At 59.8% G+C, this 14,688-nt stretch carries 14 protein-coding genes; 4 read left to right on the top strand and 10 right to left on the bottom strand.

The genetic code is table 11. The features are described 5' to 3' along the window. The first annotated feature begins 93 nt into the window (after positions 1–93). Together ACZ47E_RS01775 and ACZ47E_RS01770 are read left to right on the top strand one after the other, a co-directional pair. Positions 94–1,071 (top strand): L-threonylcarbamoyladenylate synthase, encoded by a 978-nt coding sequence (locus ACZ47E_RS01775; protein ID WP_464016993.1) that lies wholly within the window; start codon positions 94–96, stop codon positions 1,069–1,071. A 48-nt stretch (positions 1,072–1,119) separates the two neighbouring features. Beyond that, positions 1,120–2,547: an FAD-binding oxidoreductase gene (locus tag ACZ47E_RS01770; RefSeq protein ID WP_278067261.1), complete on the top strand. Its 1,428-nt coding sequence runs from the start codon at positions 1,120–1,122 to the stop codon at positions 2,545–2,547. A gap of 11 nt (positions 2,548–2,558) precedes the next feature. On the opposite strand, the gene ACZ47E_RS01765 is transcribed toward ACZ47E_RS01770, so the two are convergent. Next, a complete protein-coding gene (locus ACZ47E_RS01765) occupies positions 2,559–3,077 on the bottom strand; it encodes a hypothetical protein (RefSeq protein ID WP_004440279.1) in 519 nt (172 codons plus the stop codon). Between the two features lie 284 nt (positions 3,078–3,361). Here ACZ47E_RS01765 and ACZ47E_RS01760 point away from each other — a divergent pair, with 284 nt between their 5' ends. Further along, positions 3,362–4,519, top strand: coding sequence for a PA0069 family radical SAM protein (locus ACZ47E_RS01760; protein ID WP_022555710.1), 1,158 nt, complete (start codon positions 3,362–3,364; stop codon positions 4,517–4,519). Between the two features lie 444 nt (positions 4,520–4,963). Then, positions 4,964–5,617, top strand: coding sequence for a ribonuclease HII (locus tag ACZ47E_RS01755; RefSeq protein WP_464016992.1), 654 nt, complete (start codon positions 4,964–4,966; stop codon positions 5,615–5,617). 91 nt (positions 5,618–5,708) lie between these two features. On the opposite strand, the gene ACZ47E_RS01750 is transcribed toward ACZ47E_RS01755, so the two are convergent. From ACZ47E_RS01750 to ACZ47E_RS01710, 9 genes are all read right to left on the bottom strand, one after another. Then, entirely contained in the window at positions 5,709–6,692 is a 984-nt protein-coding gene (locus ACZ47E_RS01750; protein ID WP_107339081.1) for a ribose-phosphate diphosphokinase, read from the bottom strand. Positions 6,693–7,006: 314 nt separating this feature from the next. Beyond that, entirely contained in the window at positions 7,007–7,492 is a 486-nt protein-coding gene (locus ACZ47E_RS01745) for a F0F1 ATP synthase subunit B (RefSeq protein WP_004440269.1), read from the bottom strand. Position 7,493: 1 nt separating this feature from the next. Then, positions 7,494–8,135, bottom strand: a complete 642-nt coding sequence (locus ACZ47E_RS01740) for a F0F1 ATP synthase subunit B (RefSeq protein WP_004440268.1) — start codon at positions 8,133–8,135, stop codon at positions 7,494–7,496. Between the two features lie 80 nt (positions 8,136–8,215). Beyond that, entirely contained in the window at positions 8,216–8,443 is a 228-nt protein-coding gene (locus tag ACZ47E_RS01735) for a F0F1 ATP synthase subunit C (protein WP_003494147.1), read from the bottom strand. A 72-nt stretch (positions 8,444–8,515) separates the two neighbouring features. Next, positions 8,516–9,265 carry a F0F1 ATP synthase subunit A gene (locus ACZ47E_RS01730; protein ID WP_004440258.1) on the bottom strand — a complete coding sequence of 250 codons (750 nt, stop codon included), beginning with the start codon at positions 9,263–9,265 and terminating at the stop codon, positions 8,516–8,518. 61 nt (positions 9,266–9,326) lie between these two features. Next, positions 9,327–9,692, bottom strand: a complete 366-nt coding sequence (locus ACZ47E_RS01725; protein ID WP_022555707.1) for an AtpZ/AtpI family protein — start codon at positions 9,690–9,692, stop codon at positions 9,327–9,329. 270 nt (positions 9,693–9,962) lie between these two features. Then, positions 9,963–11,126 carry a cell wall hydrolase gene (locus ACZ47E_RS01720; RefSeq protein ID WP_035209376.1) on the bottom strand — a complete coding sequence of 388 codons (1,164 nt, stop codon included), beginning with the start codon at positions 11,124–11,126 and terminating at the stop codon, positions 9,963–9,965. A 365-nt stretch (positions 11,127–11,491) separates the two neighbouring features. Beyond that, entirely contained in the window at positions 11,492–13,411 is a 1,920-nt protein-coding gene (locus ACZ47E_RS01715; RefSeq protein WP_004440255.1) for a potassium transporter Kup, read from the bottom strand. A gap of 15 nt (positions 13,412–13,426) precedes the next feature. After that, complete coding sequence (locus ACZ47E_RS01710) at positions 13,427–14,404, bottom strand: magnesium transporter CorA family protein (protein WP_004440254.1); 978 nt, start codon at positions 14,402–14,404, stop codon at positions 13,427–13,429. Positions 14,405–14,688 lie beyond the last annotated feature (284 nt).

Raw genomic sequence — 14,688 nt, 5'->3', positions numbered from 1 at the left:
GTCCCGAAACCGACGACCAGTTTCGGACAATGTGCATTAGCGCTTTCCATTCTGCCCGGAAATACGCTATTGACCGCCCTGAAAGGCAGCATCATGGCGCGTCATATCCATATTGAAAACGAGCGGGAAACCGCCCTTCAAGCAGCCGTCACGGAGCTTGCCGCCGGCCAGCCGATCGCCCTGCCGACGGAAACCGTTTACGGCCTTGCCGCCGATGCCACCAACCCTGCAGCCATTGCCCGTATCTACGAGACCAAAGGCCGGCCGCAGTTCAACCCGTTGATCTGCCACATGGCAGATATCGCCATGGCGGAACGTTACGCCATCTTCGATCCCATATCGCTTGATCTTGCAGAGGCCTTCTGGCCCGGCCCGCTGACACTGGTGCTGCCGTTGAAACCGGCAAACGATATTCATGCGCTGGCGACGGCCGGGCTCGATACGGTCGGCATTCGCGTACCGCAAGGTTTTGCCGGCGATCTTATCCGCCGGTTCGGCAAACCGCTCGCAGCCCCCAGCGCCAATAGTTCCGGCAAGATCAGCCCGACAAGCGCCGCCCATGTGGAGGCCGATCTCGGTCAGAAAATCAACCTCATTCTCGATGGCGGGGCGGCTTCGGTCGGCGTCGAATCCACCATCGTCAAGGTGGAAGAAGATGGAAGAGTGCGTCTGCTTCGTCCTGGCGGCGTCGTCACGGCCGAAATAGAGCGTGTTGCGGGCAAGCGGCTTGAACGTTCTGAAAAAGCGTCGGCGGCCATCGAGGCGCCAGGCATGCTCGCTTCGCATTATGCCCCCGGCGCCACCGTGCGCCTCAACGCCACATCGGTTTCGCCTGGCGAAGCGTTGATCCGGTTCGAAGGTATCCCGGTTTCGGGTGAAGAGACCGCCCGCGCCGTTTTCGATCTCAGCCCCTCCGGCGATCTTTCCGAGGCCGCCGCCAACCTGTTCGATTACCTCAAGGCCGCCGATGCAAGCGGCGCAGACAGCATCGCCATCACCAGCATTCCCACTCACGGTCTTGGAGAGGCGATCAATGACCGCCTTTCCCGCGCCGCCGCACCGCGGAGCTGAGGCCCGCCGACCATTCGCCCACCGTTTCAAATGACAGAGAGACGCCCGATGACAACCGTCCCCTCCTCCGACATCCTCGACCGCTTTACCGCCATTGTCGGAGACAGGAATGCGGTGCGCGATGCGGCAGAGATGGCGCCGCGGCTGGTGGAAAATCGCGGGCTTTATCGTGGCGCTTCGCCGTTGCTCCTCAAACCCGGATCGGCCGAGGAAGTATCGGCCATCCTGCAGTTCGCCAGCGAGACGGGTACCCCAATCGTGCCGCAGACGGGCAATACCGGCCTTGTCGGCGGGCAAACGCCGCGCGCCGGGGGAACTGACATCATTCTTTCGCTGGAGCGCATGAACCGCATTCGCGATATCGATCCCGTCGCCAATATCATCGTTGCCGATGCCGGCTGCATTCTCGATGACATCCATAAAGCTGCCGATTCGGTTGAACGCATGTTTCCGCTGTCGCTCGGCTCTCAGGGGTCCTGCCGTATCGGCGGCAATCTCGCCACCAATGCCGGCGGTACCGCAGTGCTTGCTTATGGCAATATGCGCCAGCTCTGCCTCGGGCTCGAAGTGGTGTTGCCGACAGGCGAGATCTGGAACGGGCTGCGCCGGCTGAAAAAGGACAATACCGGTTACGATCTGCGTGATCTCTTCATCGGCTCCGAAGGTACGCTCGGCATCATCACCGGCGCGGTGCTGAAGCTCTTCCCCAAGCCACTCGGCCATCAGGTGGCCTTCGCCGGGCTGACCTCCACCGAAGATGCGCTGAAGCTGTTCGAGATGGCGTCAAACCTCTGCGGCACGGCGCTGACCGGCTTCGAGCTCATGCCACGGATTGGCGTGGAGTTTACCGCCAGACATATTCCCGGCGTGCGCGATCCCCTGGAACAGCCCCATGACTGGTACGCACTCATCGACATCTCCACCTCCGATTCGGCCGAGACGGCGGATACGATGATGCAATTGCTGCTGGAGCGTGGTTTTGAGGCCGGGCTGGTCGAGGATGCCGTGATCGCCGCCTCCGAAGCCCAGCGTCAGGCACTGTGGCACATGCGCGAGAGCATGTCGGATGCGCAGAAGCCGGAGGGCGGCTCCATCAAGCACGATGTCTCCGTCCCGGTTTCCAGAATACCGGAGTTCATGGCGACGGCGGAAAAGGCGGTTCTTGCTGCTATCCCGGGCGCCCGTGTCTGCGCCTTCGGCCATCTGGGCGACGGCAACATCCATTACAATATTTCCCAACCGGTGGGGGCGGACAAGGCGCAATTCCTCGCCCGCTGGCGGGACATGAACGAAATCGTGCACGGCATCGTGCTGTCGCTGGGCGGTTCGATTTCCGCCGAACACGGCATTGGCCAGTTAAAGCGCGACGAACTGGCCGCCATCCGGCCCGGCATCGAAATGGAGCTGATGCGGCGCATCAAGCACGCATTCGATCCCGCCGGAATCATGAACCCCGGCAAGGTGCTCGCGGAATAACCCTTCCCGCCTCAGGCCGAAGCCCGCAATGCCCAGGCGGGCACCATTTCCGCATTCAGCCGGCGCGGCTTCTGCGCGCCGACAAATTGCGTCAGGCTCATGCCCGATTTCGCAATCGACATCGCGTGCTTCTTCGGCAGGAGATAACCATGCTCCAGCGGCGGGGTGCGGCGCAGGACACGGCTGAAAACATTCCGCCGGTGATAACGTGATGGGGAAAAGCGCGCTGGCTGTTCGCAGATCGCGACATATTCCAGGATTTCATCGATCCAGCCTGCCTGCGGGCGTGCGCCCGGCTCGATCAGCAGCAACCAGCCGCCACGCGCGGACTTGACGATATCCTCCAGTTCCCATTGCCCATAAAAACGGCAGCCGGCCGCATCGGCCACACGCGACGATCCATCGCGCGAACCGTGATCCAGAATCACAACATCGCTTACAAGCCCTTCCACGGCACCGGTGACAAGCGCAGACAGCGTATGCGCCAGTTCCGGCTCCTGATCCCGGCATTCCATTATGACTGTCAACATGTGCATAGCTCTAACGCATCGCACAATAAATTGCCACCATGCTCGTCGCGGTAAAATCCGCGGGGGTTGATGTCGCTCTCCGCGATCTCAGGTGCCGGCGTGCCCGTCCTGGCGCTGGCCCCGGCAGTACAAAAGCAGCCAAATTTACAATTTTGTTCTTGTATTGTTCTCATTCGTGATGTAGGAATTTAATCATTCGAGGGGCGATGAGGCCTCTCCGGATGGAAACGGTTTAGGGCGTTCAGCGTGCCTCGAAAGGCGTGCGACGTCTTGGGAGCATCCAGATGAGAAATCATTCGCTTTCGGGGCAGGCTGCCTTCCAGCCGAGCCATATGCCTGACATTGCCAATGCGCTGGCCGATGCATCCGGCCTGCGCATCGAGATTGACCGTCGCCGCGGCCGTGGTGCGGGGCTCAATCCAGATGGACGTTTCGAAGCCTTGCAGCGTGAGGTCTTCGACGATGGCTGGCAGACGCTGGAAGAGATGCCGGAATTCCGCACCGAGGTGCAGGTGGAAAAGCCACGCAGCATCATCACCCGCAATGAATCGCCCGATATCCCCTTCGATCGTTCCATCAATCCATACAGGGGCTGCGAACATGGCTGCATTTACTGTTTTGCCAGACCCACTCACAGCTACATGGGCCTTTCGGCCGGACTTGATTTCGAGGCCAAGCTGTTTGCCAAGCCTGATGCGGCCAAACTTCTGGAACGGGAACTGGCGAAACCCGGCTACAAGGCGCGGGTAATCGCCATCGGCACCAATACCGACCCTTACCAGCCGATTGAGCGCGAATGGCGCATCATGCGGCAGATACTGGAAGTGCTGGCCAAGGCTGATCATCCCGTCGCCATCGTCACCAAATCGGCGCTGATCAAGCGGGATATTGATATTCTCGCGCCAATGGCAAAAAAGGGGCTCGTCAAGGTCGGCATTTCCGTCACGTCGCTGGATCGCAAGCTTTCGCGCACGATGGAGCCGCGCGCCGCCACGCCGGAGAAGCGGCTGGAGGCCGTCAAGGCGCTGACGGATGCCGGAATTCCGGTGGCGGTGATGATGGCACCCGTCATCCCGGCGCTTAACGATCATGAAATCGAGCGCATTCTTGAGGCCGGCAAGGCTGCTGGCGCGACCGAGGCTTCCTATGTGCTTTTGCGGCTGCCGCTGGAGGTAAGCCCGCTGTTCCGTGACTGGCTGCTGCGCAACTATCCGGACCGTTACCGTCATGTCATGTCGCTGGTGCGCTCCATGCGCGACGGCAAGGATTATGACGCGGAGTTCGGCAAGCGCATGAAGGGTGATGGCCCTTATGCCTGGCAGATCGGCAGGCGATTCGAGATGGCGACCAAAAGACTTGGTCTCATCCGCCGCGGCATCAACCTGCGTGACGACCTGTTCGTGCCTCCGGGCGGTGCCGGGGTGCAATTGTCTCTGCTTTGAGAGCCGCATGGTGAAAGTGACTGAAGGTAACGAATGCCCGTGATGAACCAGACGCTACCCTCGGGCTCGCCCTTGGAACGTGAACCGAGCGCGACAGGATCTCGGGTCAAGCCCGAGAGGACATCGAGCATGGGGGGATGACGCGCCGACAATACGAGGTGCTGTGAGCTTTTAATAAACGGAATTCAAAATGACAGGAGCAACCGTCTCATCGTGTTGCTCTCGACGAAATGCCCGGCTGGTTTTCCCTGGCCCGCCGGACATCGCCCCTGGAACCGCCGCCTCGCGTGCGATCGTTTTTCCTCCGCCGCCCTGCTGGAGGATAAAAGGTCATGACGACCTTGGGCACGGTGAGCCACGCCCCTTGACCCCGGCTCATCGTGCCTGTCATCGCCCGCTTCCGGGGGCTTGCAGGAGATCGGGTGTGTGTGCCAGTTTCGCCGCATGAAACGCACGGCCACACCCGATTCTCATGCCCTTTTTGATCTTGCCGATACCGGCCCGGATTTCTCGTTCGAACTGGAAGCGCGAAAGAAGGGCCTCTGGCCGGTCGCCGGCACGGACGAGGCAGGGCGTGGCCCGCTCGCCGGCCCTGTGGTTGCGGCCGCCGTCATTCTCGATCCGGACAATATTCCTGACGGAATGGATGATTCCAAGAAACTGACGAAGCAAAAGCGCGAGAGCCTGTTCGTCCAGATCATGGAAACCTCGATCGTATCGGTCGCCTCCTCCGGCCCGGGCCTGATCGACACGATGAATATCCTGCGCGCCAGCCTCGACGCCATGCGCCGCGCAGTCCTCGGACTCGAAATTTCCCCCGCCCTCGTACTGGCCGACGGCCGCGACAGGCCGCCAGGCATCACCTGCGAAGCCAAGGCCGTCATCAAGGGCGATTCCCGCTCCCTCTCCATCGCCGCCGCCTCAATCGTAGCCAAGGTGACCCGCGACCGGATGATGGAACGCGCGGGTGTGGTGCATTCATCCTATGGCTTCGAAGGCCATGCCGGTTACGGCACACCGGCCCACCTGCGCGCCATCGAAAGCCACGGGCCCTGCGCGCTGCACAGGATGAGCTTTCGGCCACTGAAGCGGGATTGAGACAAATGGTGAAGTTCTGGCCGCAGCGCGGACGTGACGGCGGCGCCACCTGAGGACATCTCTAGTCCGGCAGTCCAAAGAAATGCTCACTTCATTTGCTTTGAGACGCGGTGATCACTTGGGCCGGAGCAATGTCCTCGGCCAGAAGCGCGCTAACGGAATCCCCCGAATTAATCCGGCGCATTGCTTCGGCGAGAGCCGGTGCGACAGACAACACGGTAAGCTTGGGAAGGCGCTTTTCGGCAGCGATGGGCACCGTGTTGGTGCACACGATCTCAAGCACGTCCGGTTCCGCGGCAAGCCGGGCAACTGCAGAGCCAGCGAGAATTCCGTGCGTGGTGGCGATCCGGATGGTGCGTGCGCCGTGGGCCCGCAGATGTTGGAGCAGCTCAAGAATGGAGCCACCGCTGGCGATCTCGTCATCGAGCACAATGACGTCGCGATTTCGGATATCGCCGATCAGCGCCGAGATGCGCACTTGGGTATCGCTCACCCGTTCTTTGGCGCCGGCCGCGACAGGCACATTCAGCCGCTTTGCAAAGGCGGCCGCGTTCTTGGCATTGCCAAGGTCGGGGGAAACGACGACGGCCCGGCTGAGATCATAACGGAAGAAATAATTGGCGAGCTCGCCCAAGGCGTGGAGCTGATCAACAGGCACGCTGAAAAAGCCGTGGACCTGGGGGGAATGCAGCGTCATGGTGAGCACGCGGCTGGCACCTGCCGTAACTAGGAGATCTGCGACCAGCCGACCGCCGATGGAGATCCTCGGCGCATCTTTCTTGTCGGAGCGAGCATAGGAAAAGTGCGGAATGACTGCGGTGATGCGTGAGGCCGACGCACCACGCGCCGCATCGAGCATCAAGAGCAGCTCGATCAGGTTTTCCTGCACAGGCGCACTGAGCGGTTGGACGATAAAGACATCTTGCTCCCGGCAGTTTGCCTGCAGCTGGACCTCAAGGCAATCGTTGGAGAAGCGCTTAGTGCGCACCGGACGCAACGGCACGCCGAGGTGGGAACAAATTTCCTTCGCAAGTTCGGGATGCGCACTACCGCTGAAGATGGCTATCTGGTTCAACGAGAACTCTCCCCTTAACTGTCCGGCTTATGATAGTTGCCTCTGTCATAGTCAACCCTTTGCGGGCAGTGTTTGCTAAGGGCCTTCCGATGCTTTCGGTGCGTCCAAACCATGCCAAGTATTGGAGCAAAGCGATGAGCAATCTGCATCAAAAACATTGCAGCCAGTTACCGCCACCCTAAGAGAAATGCCTGTTAGCGAATGCCGCATTTTCGTAGTGCAGGCGGCACCCAATCCTAACCAGCTTTATCACCTCAAACAAAAAACCCCTCGCGGCGGGGCCGGAGGGGTTTTGAACAATACCGAGATAAATCTCAGTTCAGTTTCGACTTCACTTCGCCGATCGTGGCGGTGAAAAGCTTGGCCTTTGCGGCGGCCGTCGTCTTTTCGGCCAGCAGCTTCTCGGATGCGGCAATGGCGATGTCGACCGCGGCGGCGCGGACGGCGCCGATGGCGTCTTCTTCGGCCTGCTTGATCTTCTGTTCCGAAAGAGCCGTGCGGCGGGCGACGAATTCTTCCGTCTTCTGCTTGGCTTCTTCGGTCAGTGCGGCGGCTTCGCGTTCAGCGGCGGCAACGATGCCGGCGGCTTCGGCTTCGGCTTCCTTGCGCTTGCGCTGATATTCGGCCAGCAGGTGCTGGGCCTCTTCACGCAGGCGCTTGGCTTCAGCCAGCTCATCCTGAATATTCTGCGCGCGCTCGTCCAGAGACTTGGAGAGCATGCCCGGAACCTTGAGATAGGCGATCAGGACGAAGAAAAGGACGAGACCGACGAGAGCGAAAAATGATGCATCAAATGCCATATCAGGCTCCCTTCACGTTCGAAGCGGCGGCAATCGCTGCCTTGACGTCCGTGTCCTTGACCTTTGCGCCAACCAGCTGGTCGACGATTGCGGTCGCGGTTTCCTCGGCGATGGCGCCGACATCGGCGAAAGCCTGATCCTTGATGCCAGCAATGCGCTTTTCGGCAGCGGCAAGCTTTTCGGCGAGACCGGCTTCAATAGCGGCGCGATCGGCATCAGCCTTCGCCTTGGCGGCGTCACGGGCCGCGGCGCCGATCGAGCTTGCCTTGGCGCGGGCTGCCGCGAGTTCTTTTTCATAGGTTTCGACGGCAGCGTCAGCTTCAGCTTTCAGCCGTGCCGCTTCGTCGAGATCCTGTGCGATGCGTCCATGACGGTTTTCGAGAATGCCGCCGACGCGCGGAACGATGACCTTCTGCATGAGCAGGTAGAAAAGGCCAAACGTAATCGCCAGCCACAGGACCTGCGATGCATAAGTAGACTGGTCGAACGGCGGGAAAACGCCGGAAGAACCGTGCTCGGCGCCATGCGCTACACCGGTTTCCGTGTGCGTGGCTTCCGGTTGCGGCTGGCCAACGGCCGGAGTTTCCGTATGCGTTTCACCTACGGTCGGTGCTGACTGGGCATAAGCCTCGGTCACGAACATGCTCACCTCCAGGGGGACTGCAAATGCGAAGGATCACGGCACGCTATGTTGCGGGCCGTGATCCAGACCTGATGCCGATATTAGACAGCGAACAGGAGAAGGAGAGCAACGAGCAGCGAGAAGATGCCCAGAGCTTCCGTAACGGCGAAGCCGAATACCAGACGGCCGAACTGGCTGTCGGCAGCAGAGGGGTTGCGCAGTGCGCCGGACAGGTAATCACCGAAGATACGGCCGAGTGCGAGGGACGTACCAGCCATGCCGAGGCATGCGAGACCTGCGCCGATGTACTTTGCTGCTTCCGCTTCCATGTGAGACTCCTTGAGATATTGGTTGTTGCGGCTGTTTTTGACGCCCGTTGCCGGGGCCAGCGACTTTACTTCTCAGTGACCACCATGCACGGCGTCGTTCAGGTACATGCAAGTCAGTACCGCGAAGACGTAAGCCTGCAGGAAGGCAACGAGAAATTCGAGAGCGGTCATTGCGACCGTCATGATGAGAGGCAGGACTGCACCGCCGACGCCGAGCGCGCCAAGTGCGCTCATGGAGGCGACGAAGCCTGCGAAAACCTTGAGCGTGATGTGGCCGGCCAGCATGTTCGCGAAAAGACGAACGGAAAGACTGATCGGGCGCGACAGGAAGGAGATCATTTCAATCGACGCCACAAGCGGCAGAAGCGCCTTGGGCACGCCGGAGGGGGCGAAAATGCCGAAGAAATGCAGACCGTGCTTATAAAAACCGTAAACCACGACCGTGCCGATGACGAGGCAGGCGAGCGCGAAGGTGACAATGATCTGGCTGGTGACCGTGAAGAAATACGGGAACATGCCGAGCAGGTTTGCCGTCAGCACGAACATGAACAGCGAGAAAACAAAGGGGAAGAACACCATGCCCTTCTTGCCGGCGCCTTCGCGCAGCATGGAGGCGATGAACTCATAGGACATTTCGGCAACGGACTGCATGCGGGTGGGGATCAGGCCGCGGTTCGACGTTGCGAAATAAAGAAAACCCGAAGCAGCAGCCACGGTCGCGACCATGAAGAGCGACGCATTGGTGAAGGAAAAATCGACGCCGCCAATTTCGATCGGAATGATCGGCTGCACCAAGAACTGATGGGTCGGATCGTTTGCCACCGGCTGCCCTCTTTACCTGTCGCCGCCTGTCGCGGCATCTCAACTGTAAGGAAAAACAGCCTCAAAGGCCGCGTTTTCCACCCTCGTCTCGTCTGTCCGCCTTCTCAAGCAGCGGCGGCTTGGCCACCGCGCCCGTCGAACGCAACACATTCAATACGCCTGCGCAGAAACCGAGAAGAAGAAGAACGATCATCCCCCACGGCGTCGTGCCGGCAAAATAGTCCAGAAGATAACCCAGCATAGCGCCGACCACGATGGCCGAAATGAACTCCGATGAGAGCTTAACCGCCATCGCAAAGCCTTTCCGGCTCTCCGCAGCGTTGGTCTCCGCCCTCACTTCCGCCTCATCCTCCGCCTTCACCTTTGCCAACTCGTCAGCAAGGCGTTTGCGGCGCTCGTCCAGACTATCGTCACGGTTGCCAGTCATCTTAAAATCCCACCCATTTTCTCCGTTCCAGCCATGCCAGAACCCTTTGGAGTTGTAAACGGTGACGGATTAAGCCTGTTCCAGCCCGCTCTGAAGTCGCGCGCAACATAGTTTTAGGGGCTTCTCTAGTCAAGGCACTGCGAGCGGTTGTTTAGGCACAAATTAATCATGCAAAAACAACGGCTTGACTAGAAATCACTGTTTGGGGGCGATGTTTCGCCGGGGAATCGGCATTTTTGACACGCAAAATGCGACAAATTGGCGGTGGTATCAGCTCCAGCCGCCACCATAGGTACGGTAAAAGACGTGGAGGCCGATTCTGCCGACCTTCTTCATCGACTTGCCCCAGGCGGGACGCACGTAAACGGCGTGATAGTGGGTGGCAGAGCCAACTTCCTTCAGCCAGATCTTGCCGGCCGTAGTCGCCATGGCCACTTCGCGGGCCATCTTCCAGTGGCGTTCGGAATTCACCCGGTCCTTGATATTATCGCAGGCGAAGGAGAACTGGCAGCGATTGCGCCAGTCCTTGTTCTGGTAGACAACGCCGCAGATGGTTTTCGGATAGGCCGGATTGCGCACGCGGTTGAGGATGACCTGCGCCACCGCCGCCTGACCTTTAACGGACTCACCGCGCGCCTCGAAATAGATGCCCGATGCAAGGCACTGCTGTTCGGCCGGAGAAAACACGGCAGCCGGCAGCGGCGTTGCGGCCCAGGCGTGGTCATCTGGGTTGATCTGCGGTACGAAGCGGCCGGCCTCGGGCTTCTTCAGAATGGCGTCGAAGGGAGACTCGCGGGCAAAATCCGGTTCGGCGGGCGCATAGGCCGTCGCCAGGATGTCCGGCGTGCGGTTGGTGACGAGTTCCGCCAGCATCGGCGAGACGCTCTTGTCCGCCTTCTTTTCCTCGCGGCGGAAATAGAAAGAGGCGAGTTCGACATCCTTGCCGCGCTTCGGCTTGACGAAGGCGGTGCGATCCTTGCGCTTCAGCGGCTCGATATCCAGCATCGAGGTGCGCTGCAGCACCGAACCGGCGGTGAAGGCCTTCGGCGGCTGCATGATTTCGGTGGCGACGATGCGGCCCTTCTTGGCGGCGCGGTTCACCCGCTCGCTGTCCGGCGTCGTTGCCTCGCCCTTCTTGTTGGTGACGAACGCGACCTTGCTGCCATTGGGCAGGGTCATGCCGCCGCCATGCAGCGCCTCGTCCCCTTCCGCATCGTTGAATGTCAGGGAGGCGTTATGCGTCGAGCCCGCCGGGGAGGCAGTCAGCACCATGCGCCATTGTTCGCCGCCCTTGTCGAGGCCCGCCAGAAGCGAGGCGAGATCGGCACGCGCAGCGAGGGAGGGAAAGACAAGCCAGGCGGCCAGGCCGAAGACGACGGGTGACGTCCATTTGGACGCCCATCCCTGAAAGGACACGGGGGACCGACGACGCATTACTCTTTTCGAACGCAAAACCAGCACTCCGAACACCGACAACCGAATTTTCTACAGGTGTTCGAGAATCTCTTATTAACCTTGATGGTTGGTTAACGCCGCGCAGGAAGGTGTCTTCACGTTAATGTGTGAGGGAATGCTAATGAGTGTGGCGTGGAGTAGAGTTCGCATGCGCCGATCAGAACTGTGCCGCAGGGCATCTCCTCATCCGTCATTCCGGCCTCGAGCCGGAACCAGCCGTCGCGCGTCGGCGCGGCGTAAAGACCCCTTCACCCCAAGGACTTGGGCTGGCTGGATACCGGCTCAAGGCCGGTATGGCAGAGAGAACGAGATCGCCCAGCTACATTGGGGGCATGCACACTTCGTCACACCACGACGTGCGAACCGAGTTCCACCACCCGATTGGCAGGCAGGCGGAAATAGTCGGAGGGATCGGCTGCCGTTTCGGCGAGCGCGATGAACAGGCGGTTCTGCCAGCCCGGCATGCCCGATTTCGGATCTGGAACCAGCTTGCGGCGACCGAGATAGAAGGAGGTCGACATGATGTCGAACTTGTAGCCCGTGCGGCGCAGATAGCCCAGCGCCTGGGTAACATTCTGGGTTTCCATGAAGCCGAAATGCAGCTCGACCACGGCGAAACGGTCGCTCATCTTCGTCAACGTATAACGATCTGCCGGATGAACGCGCGGCTGATCCTCGGTGCGGATCGTCAGGATGACGTTCTTGTCGTGAAGGACGTGGTTATGCTTGAGATTATGCAGCAAAGCCGCCGGCGCCGTTTCCGGATCGCCGGTGAGGAAAATCGCCGTACCCGGTACGCGCACCGGCGCATGGGCGCTTTCCTTTTCCACCGAGGCGATGAAGGCCTTCAGCGGCACATCGATGCGGCGCGTCTTGGCGAACAGGATTCTCGAACCGCGCTGCCAAGTCGTCATGATGACCGTGAAGGCAATCGCCAGCAGCACCGGCACGTAACCGCCATCATGAATTTTCAGAAGGTTTGCGCCGAGGAAGATCAGTTCCAGCACCAGAAGCGGGGTCAGCACCGCAAGGGCAAGCCAGATCGACCATTGCCAGCGTTTGCGCACGAACTCGAAGAACATCAGGCTGGTGACGACCATCGCACCGGTGACCGAAATACCATAGGCGGTGGCCAGCGCATCCGAACTCTTGAAGGTGAGCACCAGGGCAACGACACCGAAAAGCAGGATGGTGTTGACCGCCGGAAGATAAATCTGCCCGGTATTGGTTTCCGAGGTGAAGAGAATTTCCATGCGCGGCAGATAGCCGAGGTGAATCGCCTGGCGAACCAGTGAGAAGGCGCCCGTTATGACGGCCTGGCTGGCAATGATTGTCGCGGCGGTCGCCAGAATGACGGCGGGCAGGATCGCCCATTGCGGGAACATCAGATAGAAGGGATTGGACATGGCCGCCGGGTCTTTCAGCACCAGCGCGCCCTGCCCCAGATAGTTCAGCGTCAGCGCCGGGAATACCAGACAGAACCACGCCCACTGGATGGGACGGCGGCCGAAATGGCCGAGGTCTGCATAAAGCGCTTCTGCGCCCGTGATCGTCAGGAACACCGCGCCGAGCACGACAATGCCATAAAAACCTTCATTCGCCAGAAACTCGACCGCGTGCCACGGGTTGAAGGCAAAGAGAATGCTGAAATCGTCAGCGATATGAATGAGGCCTGCAAGGCCCATGACGATGAACCAGACCGCGGTGATCGGTCCGAAAAATTTTGCCACCGTGCCGGTGCCGTGGGACTGGATGGCAAAGAGGCCAATCAGGATGCCGACAGAGATCGGAATGATGAAGGCGTCCATCTCCGGGGTGACGAGCTTCAGGCCTTCCACCGCCGAAAGCACTGAAAGTGCCGGGGTGATCATGGCATCGCCAAGAAACAGCGCCGCGCCAATCAGGCCAAGCACGATGAGGACGCTGCGATGGGTGCCCGCCGTCTTCATCAGCAGCGCCAGCAACGACAGCGTGCCGCCCTCGCCGTCATTGTCGGCGCGCAGCAAAAGCGTGATGTATTTGAAGGTGACGATGATCGTCAGAGACCAGATCATCAGCGATGTGAGGCCGATGACCTCCTCCTGCGTCACCCCGTCATAGGCGATGGGCCGCAGGGCTTCGCGAAAGGCGTAGAGCGGGCTGGTGCCGATATCGCCATAAACGACGCCGATCGAACCAAGGATAGCGGCGTAAAGCCCCTTGTTCTTGTGAGCGTCATCCGCATCCGGCTTCTCGGCAACATCCTTGTCAGCGATCTGGGACATGATGATCCTGGCTCCTCAGAGCCAGCCCTTCCAACGAAAAAAGAGAAACGGGATGATTGCGGACATCACCATGACGATCAGCGCAAGTGGATAACCAAATGTCCAGTTCAACTCCGGCATGAGCTGAAAGTTCATTCCGTAAACCGAAGCCACCAGCGTGGGCGGCAGAAAAACCACCGAAGCGATCGAGAATATCTTGATGATGCTGTTCTGCTCGATGTTGATGATGCCGAGCGAGGCATCGAGCAGGAAGGTCAGATTGCCGGAAACGAAGGAGGCATGTTCGTTCAGCGACTGGATATCGCGTCCGATGGACTTGCCCTGCTCCCTCGCAACCTTGTCCGCGCTCGCCTGATCGCTGGTGGAAAAGAACGTCTGCAGCCGCGCCAGCGATGCGAGGCTGACGCGGACCTTCGAAATCAGCCGATGATAGGCAGCGATGTTGGTCAGGCGGTCTTCGAGATAACGCGGCGCCTTGCGCTTGGAACGGGCCTGGCTGCCGAGAATATCAGCGGCGAGATTGTCGATGCCAGCGACCGAGTTTTCGAGGATTTCCGCCGTGCGGTCGACAATGGTTTCGAGGAGCTTCAACAGAAGCGCCGTGCCGCTGCGCATCTCATGCGGCGCGCGGGTGATGGCGGCAATGAAAAGGTGGAATGATTTCGGCTCAGCATAACGGATCGTTACGAGGCGCGTGCCGGCGAGGATGAAGGCGACGTCGGTGAGGCGGGGGTCGTCCGAATCCGCCTTCCACACCAGCGATGCGGTCATGAAAACATTGCCGTCTTCCATGTAGAGACGGCTGGAGGGCTCGATATCCTTCAAATCCTCACGCGTCGGCAGATCGAGCTGCAGCAGCTTTTCCACATGCTGCTCTTCCGCCCTGTCCGGGTTGACGAGATCGATCCAGACGATGTCATCAGGAATCTGTACGGAGCCGTCGTCTGACGACAGGCTGATCGCCTCGCAATTGGCGCGATAGGCTTTTATCAATCCGTTTCTCCGCTCCACATTGCAGGCCTTAGCCGCAATGCTGCTTAACATATCCTGTTTGCTGTCGGCAAACCTTTGGACGACAGTCCAGGGACAACCGAAACAGGCGCAACGTCATATCGCGCCAGCCCGATGGACCAAGAGCCAAACGGCGCAGGCGTATGCGCCCAAAGCGAGATGCAATCAAGCAATATTTTTTCGCGACAGCTTTGCAGACGAAGCACTTCTGGATTTCATGGCCAGAAACCGCACCGTTACTGGCCACCAATCTTCTGTTTTTACAG

The sequence above is a fragment of the Agrobacterium sp. 5Ca39 genome (assembly GCF_055382365.1).
This window is presented reverse-complemented; position numbering and strand designations above follow the sequence as displayed.

Bases quoted from the DNA above. Each gene is read 5' to 3' on its own strand.
- ACZ47E_RS01760 (WP_022555710.1), top strand. From the start codon at position 3,362: ATGAGAAATCATTCGCTTTCGGGGCAGGCTGCCTTCCAGCCGAGCCAT.
- ACZ47E_RS01740 (WP_004440268.1), bottom strand. From the start codon at position 8,135: ATGTTCGTGACCGAGGCTTATGCCCAGTCAGCACCGACCGTAGGTGAA.
- ACZ47E_RS01725 (WP_022555707.1), bottom strand. From the start codon at position 9,692: ATGACTGGCAACCGTGACGATAGTCTGGACGAGCGCCGCAAACGCCTT.
- ACZ47E_RS01715 (WP_004440255.1), bottom strand. From the start codon at position 13,411: ATGTCCCAGATCGCTGACAAGGATGTTGCCGAGAAGCCGGATGCGGAT.
- ACZ47E_RS01765 (WP_004440279.1), bottom strand. From the start codon at position 3,077: ATGTTGACAGTCATAATGGAATGCCGGGATCAGGAGCCGGAACTGGCG.
- ACZ47E_RS01720 (WP_035209376.1), bottom strand. From the start codon at position 11,126: ATGCGTCGTCGGTCCCCCGTGTCCTTTCAGGGATGGGCGTCCAAATGG.
- ACZ47E_RS01745 (WP_004440269.1), bottom strand. From the start codon at position 7,492: ATGGCATTTGATGCATCATTTTTCGCTCTCGTCGGTCTCGTCCTTTTC.
- ACZ47E_RS01770 (WP_278067261.1), top strand. From the start codon at position 1,120: ATGACAACCGTCCCCTCCTCCGACATCCTCGACCGCTTTACCGCCATT.
- ACZ47E_RS01735 (WP_003494147.1), bottom strand. From the start codon at position 8,443: ATGGAAGCGGAAGCAGCAAAGTACATCGGCGCAGGTCTCGCATGCCTC.
- ACZ47E_RS01775 (WP_464016993.1), top strand. From the start codon at position 94: ATGGCGCGTCATATCCATATTGAAAACGAGCGGGAAACCGCCCTTCAA.
- ACZ47E_RS01755 (WP_464016992.1), top strand. From the start codon at position 4,964: ATGAAACGCACGGCCACACCCGATTCTCATGCCCTTTTTGATCTTGCC.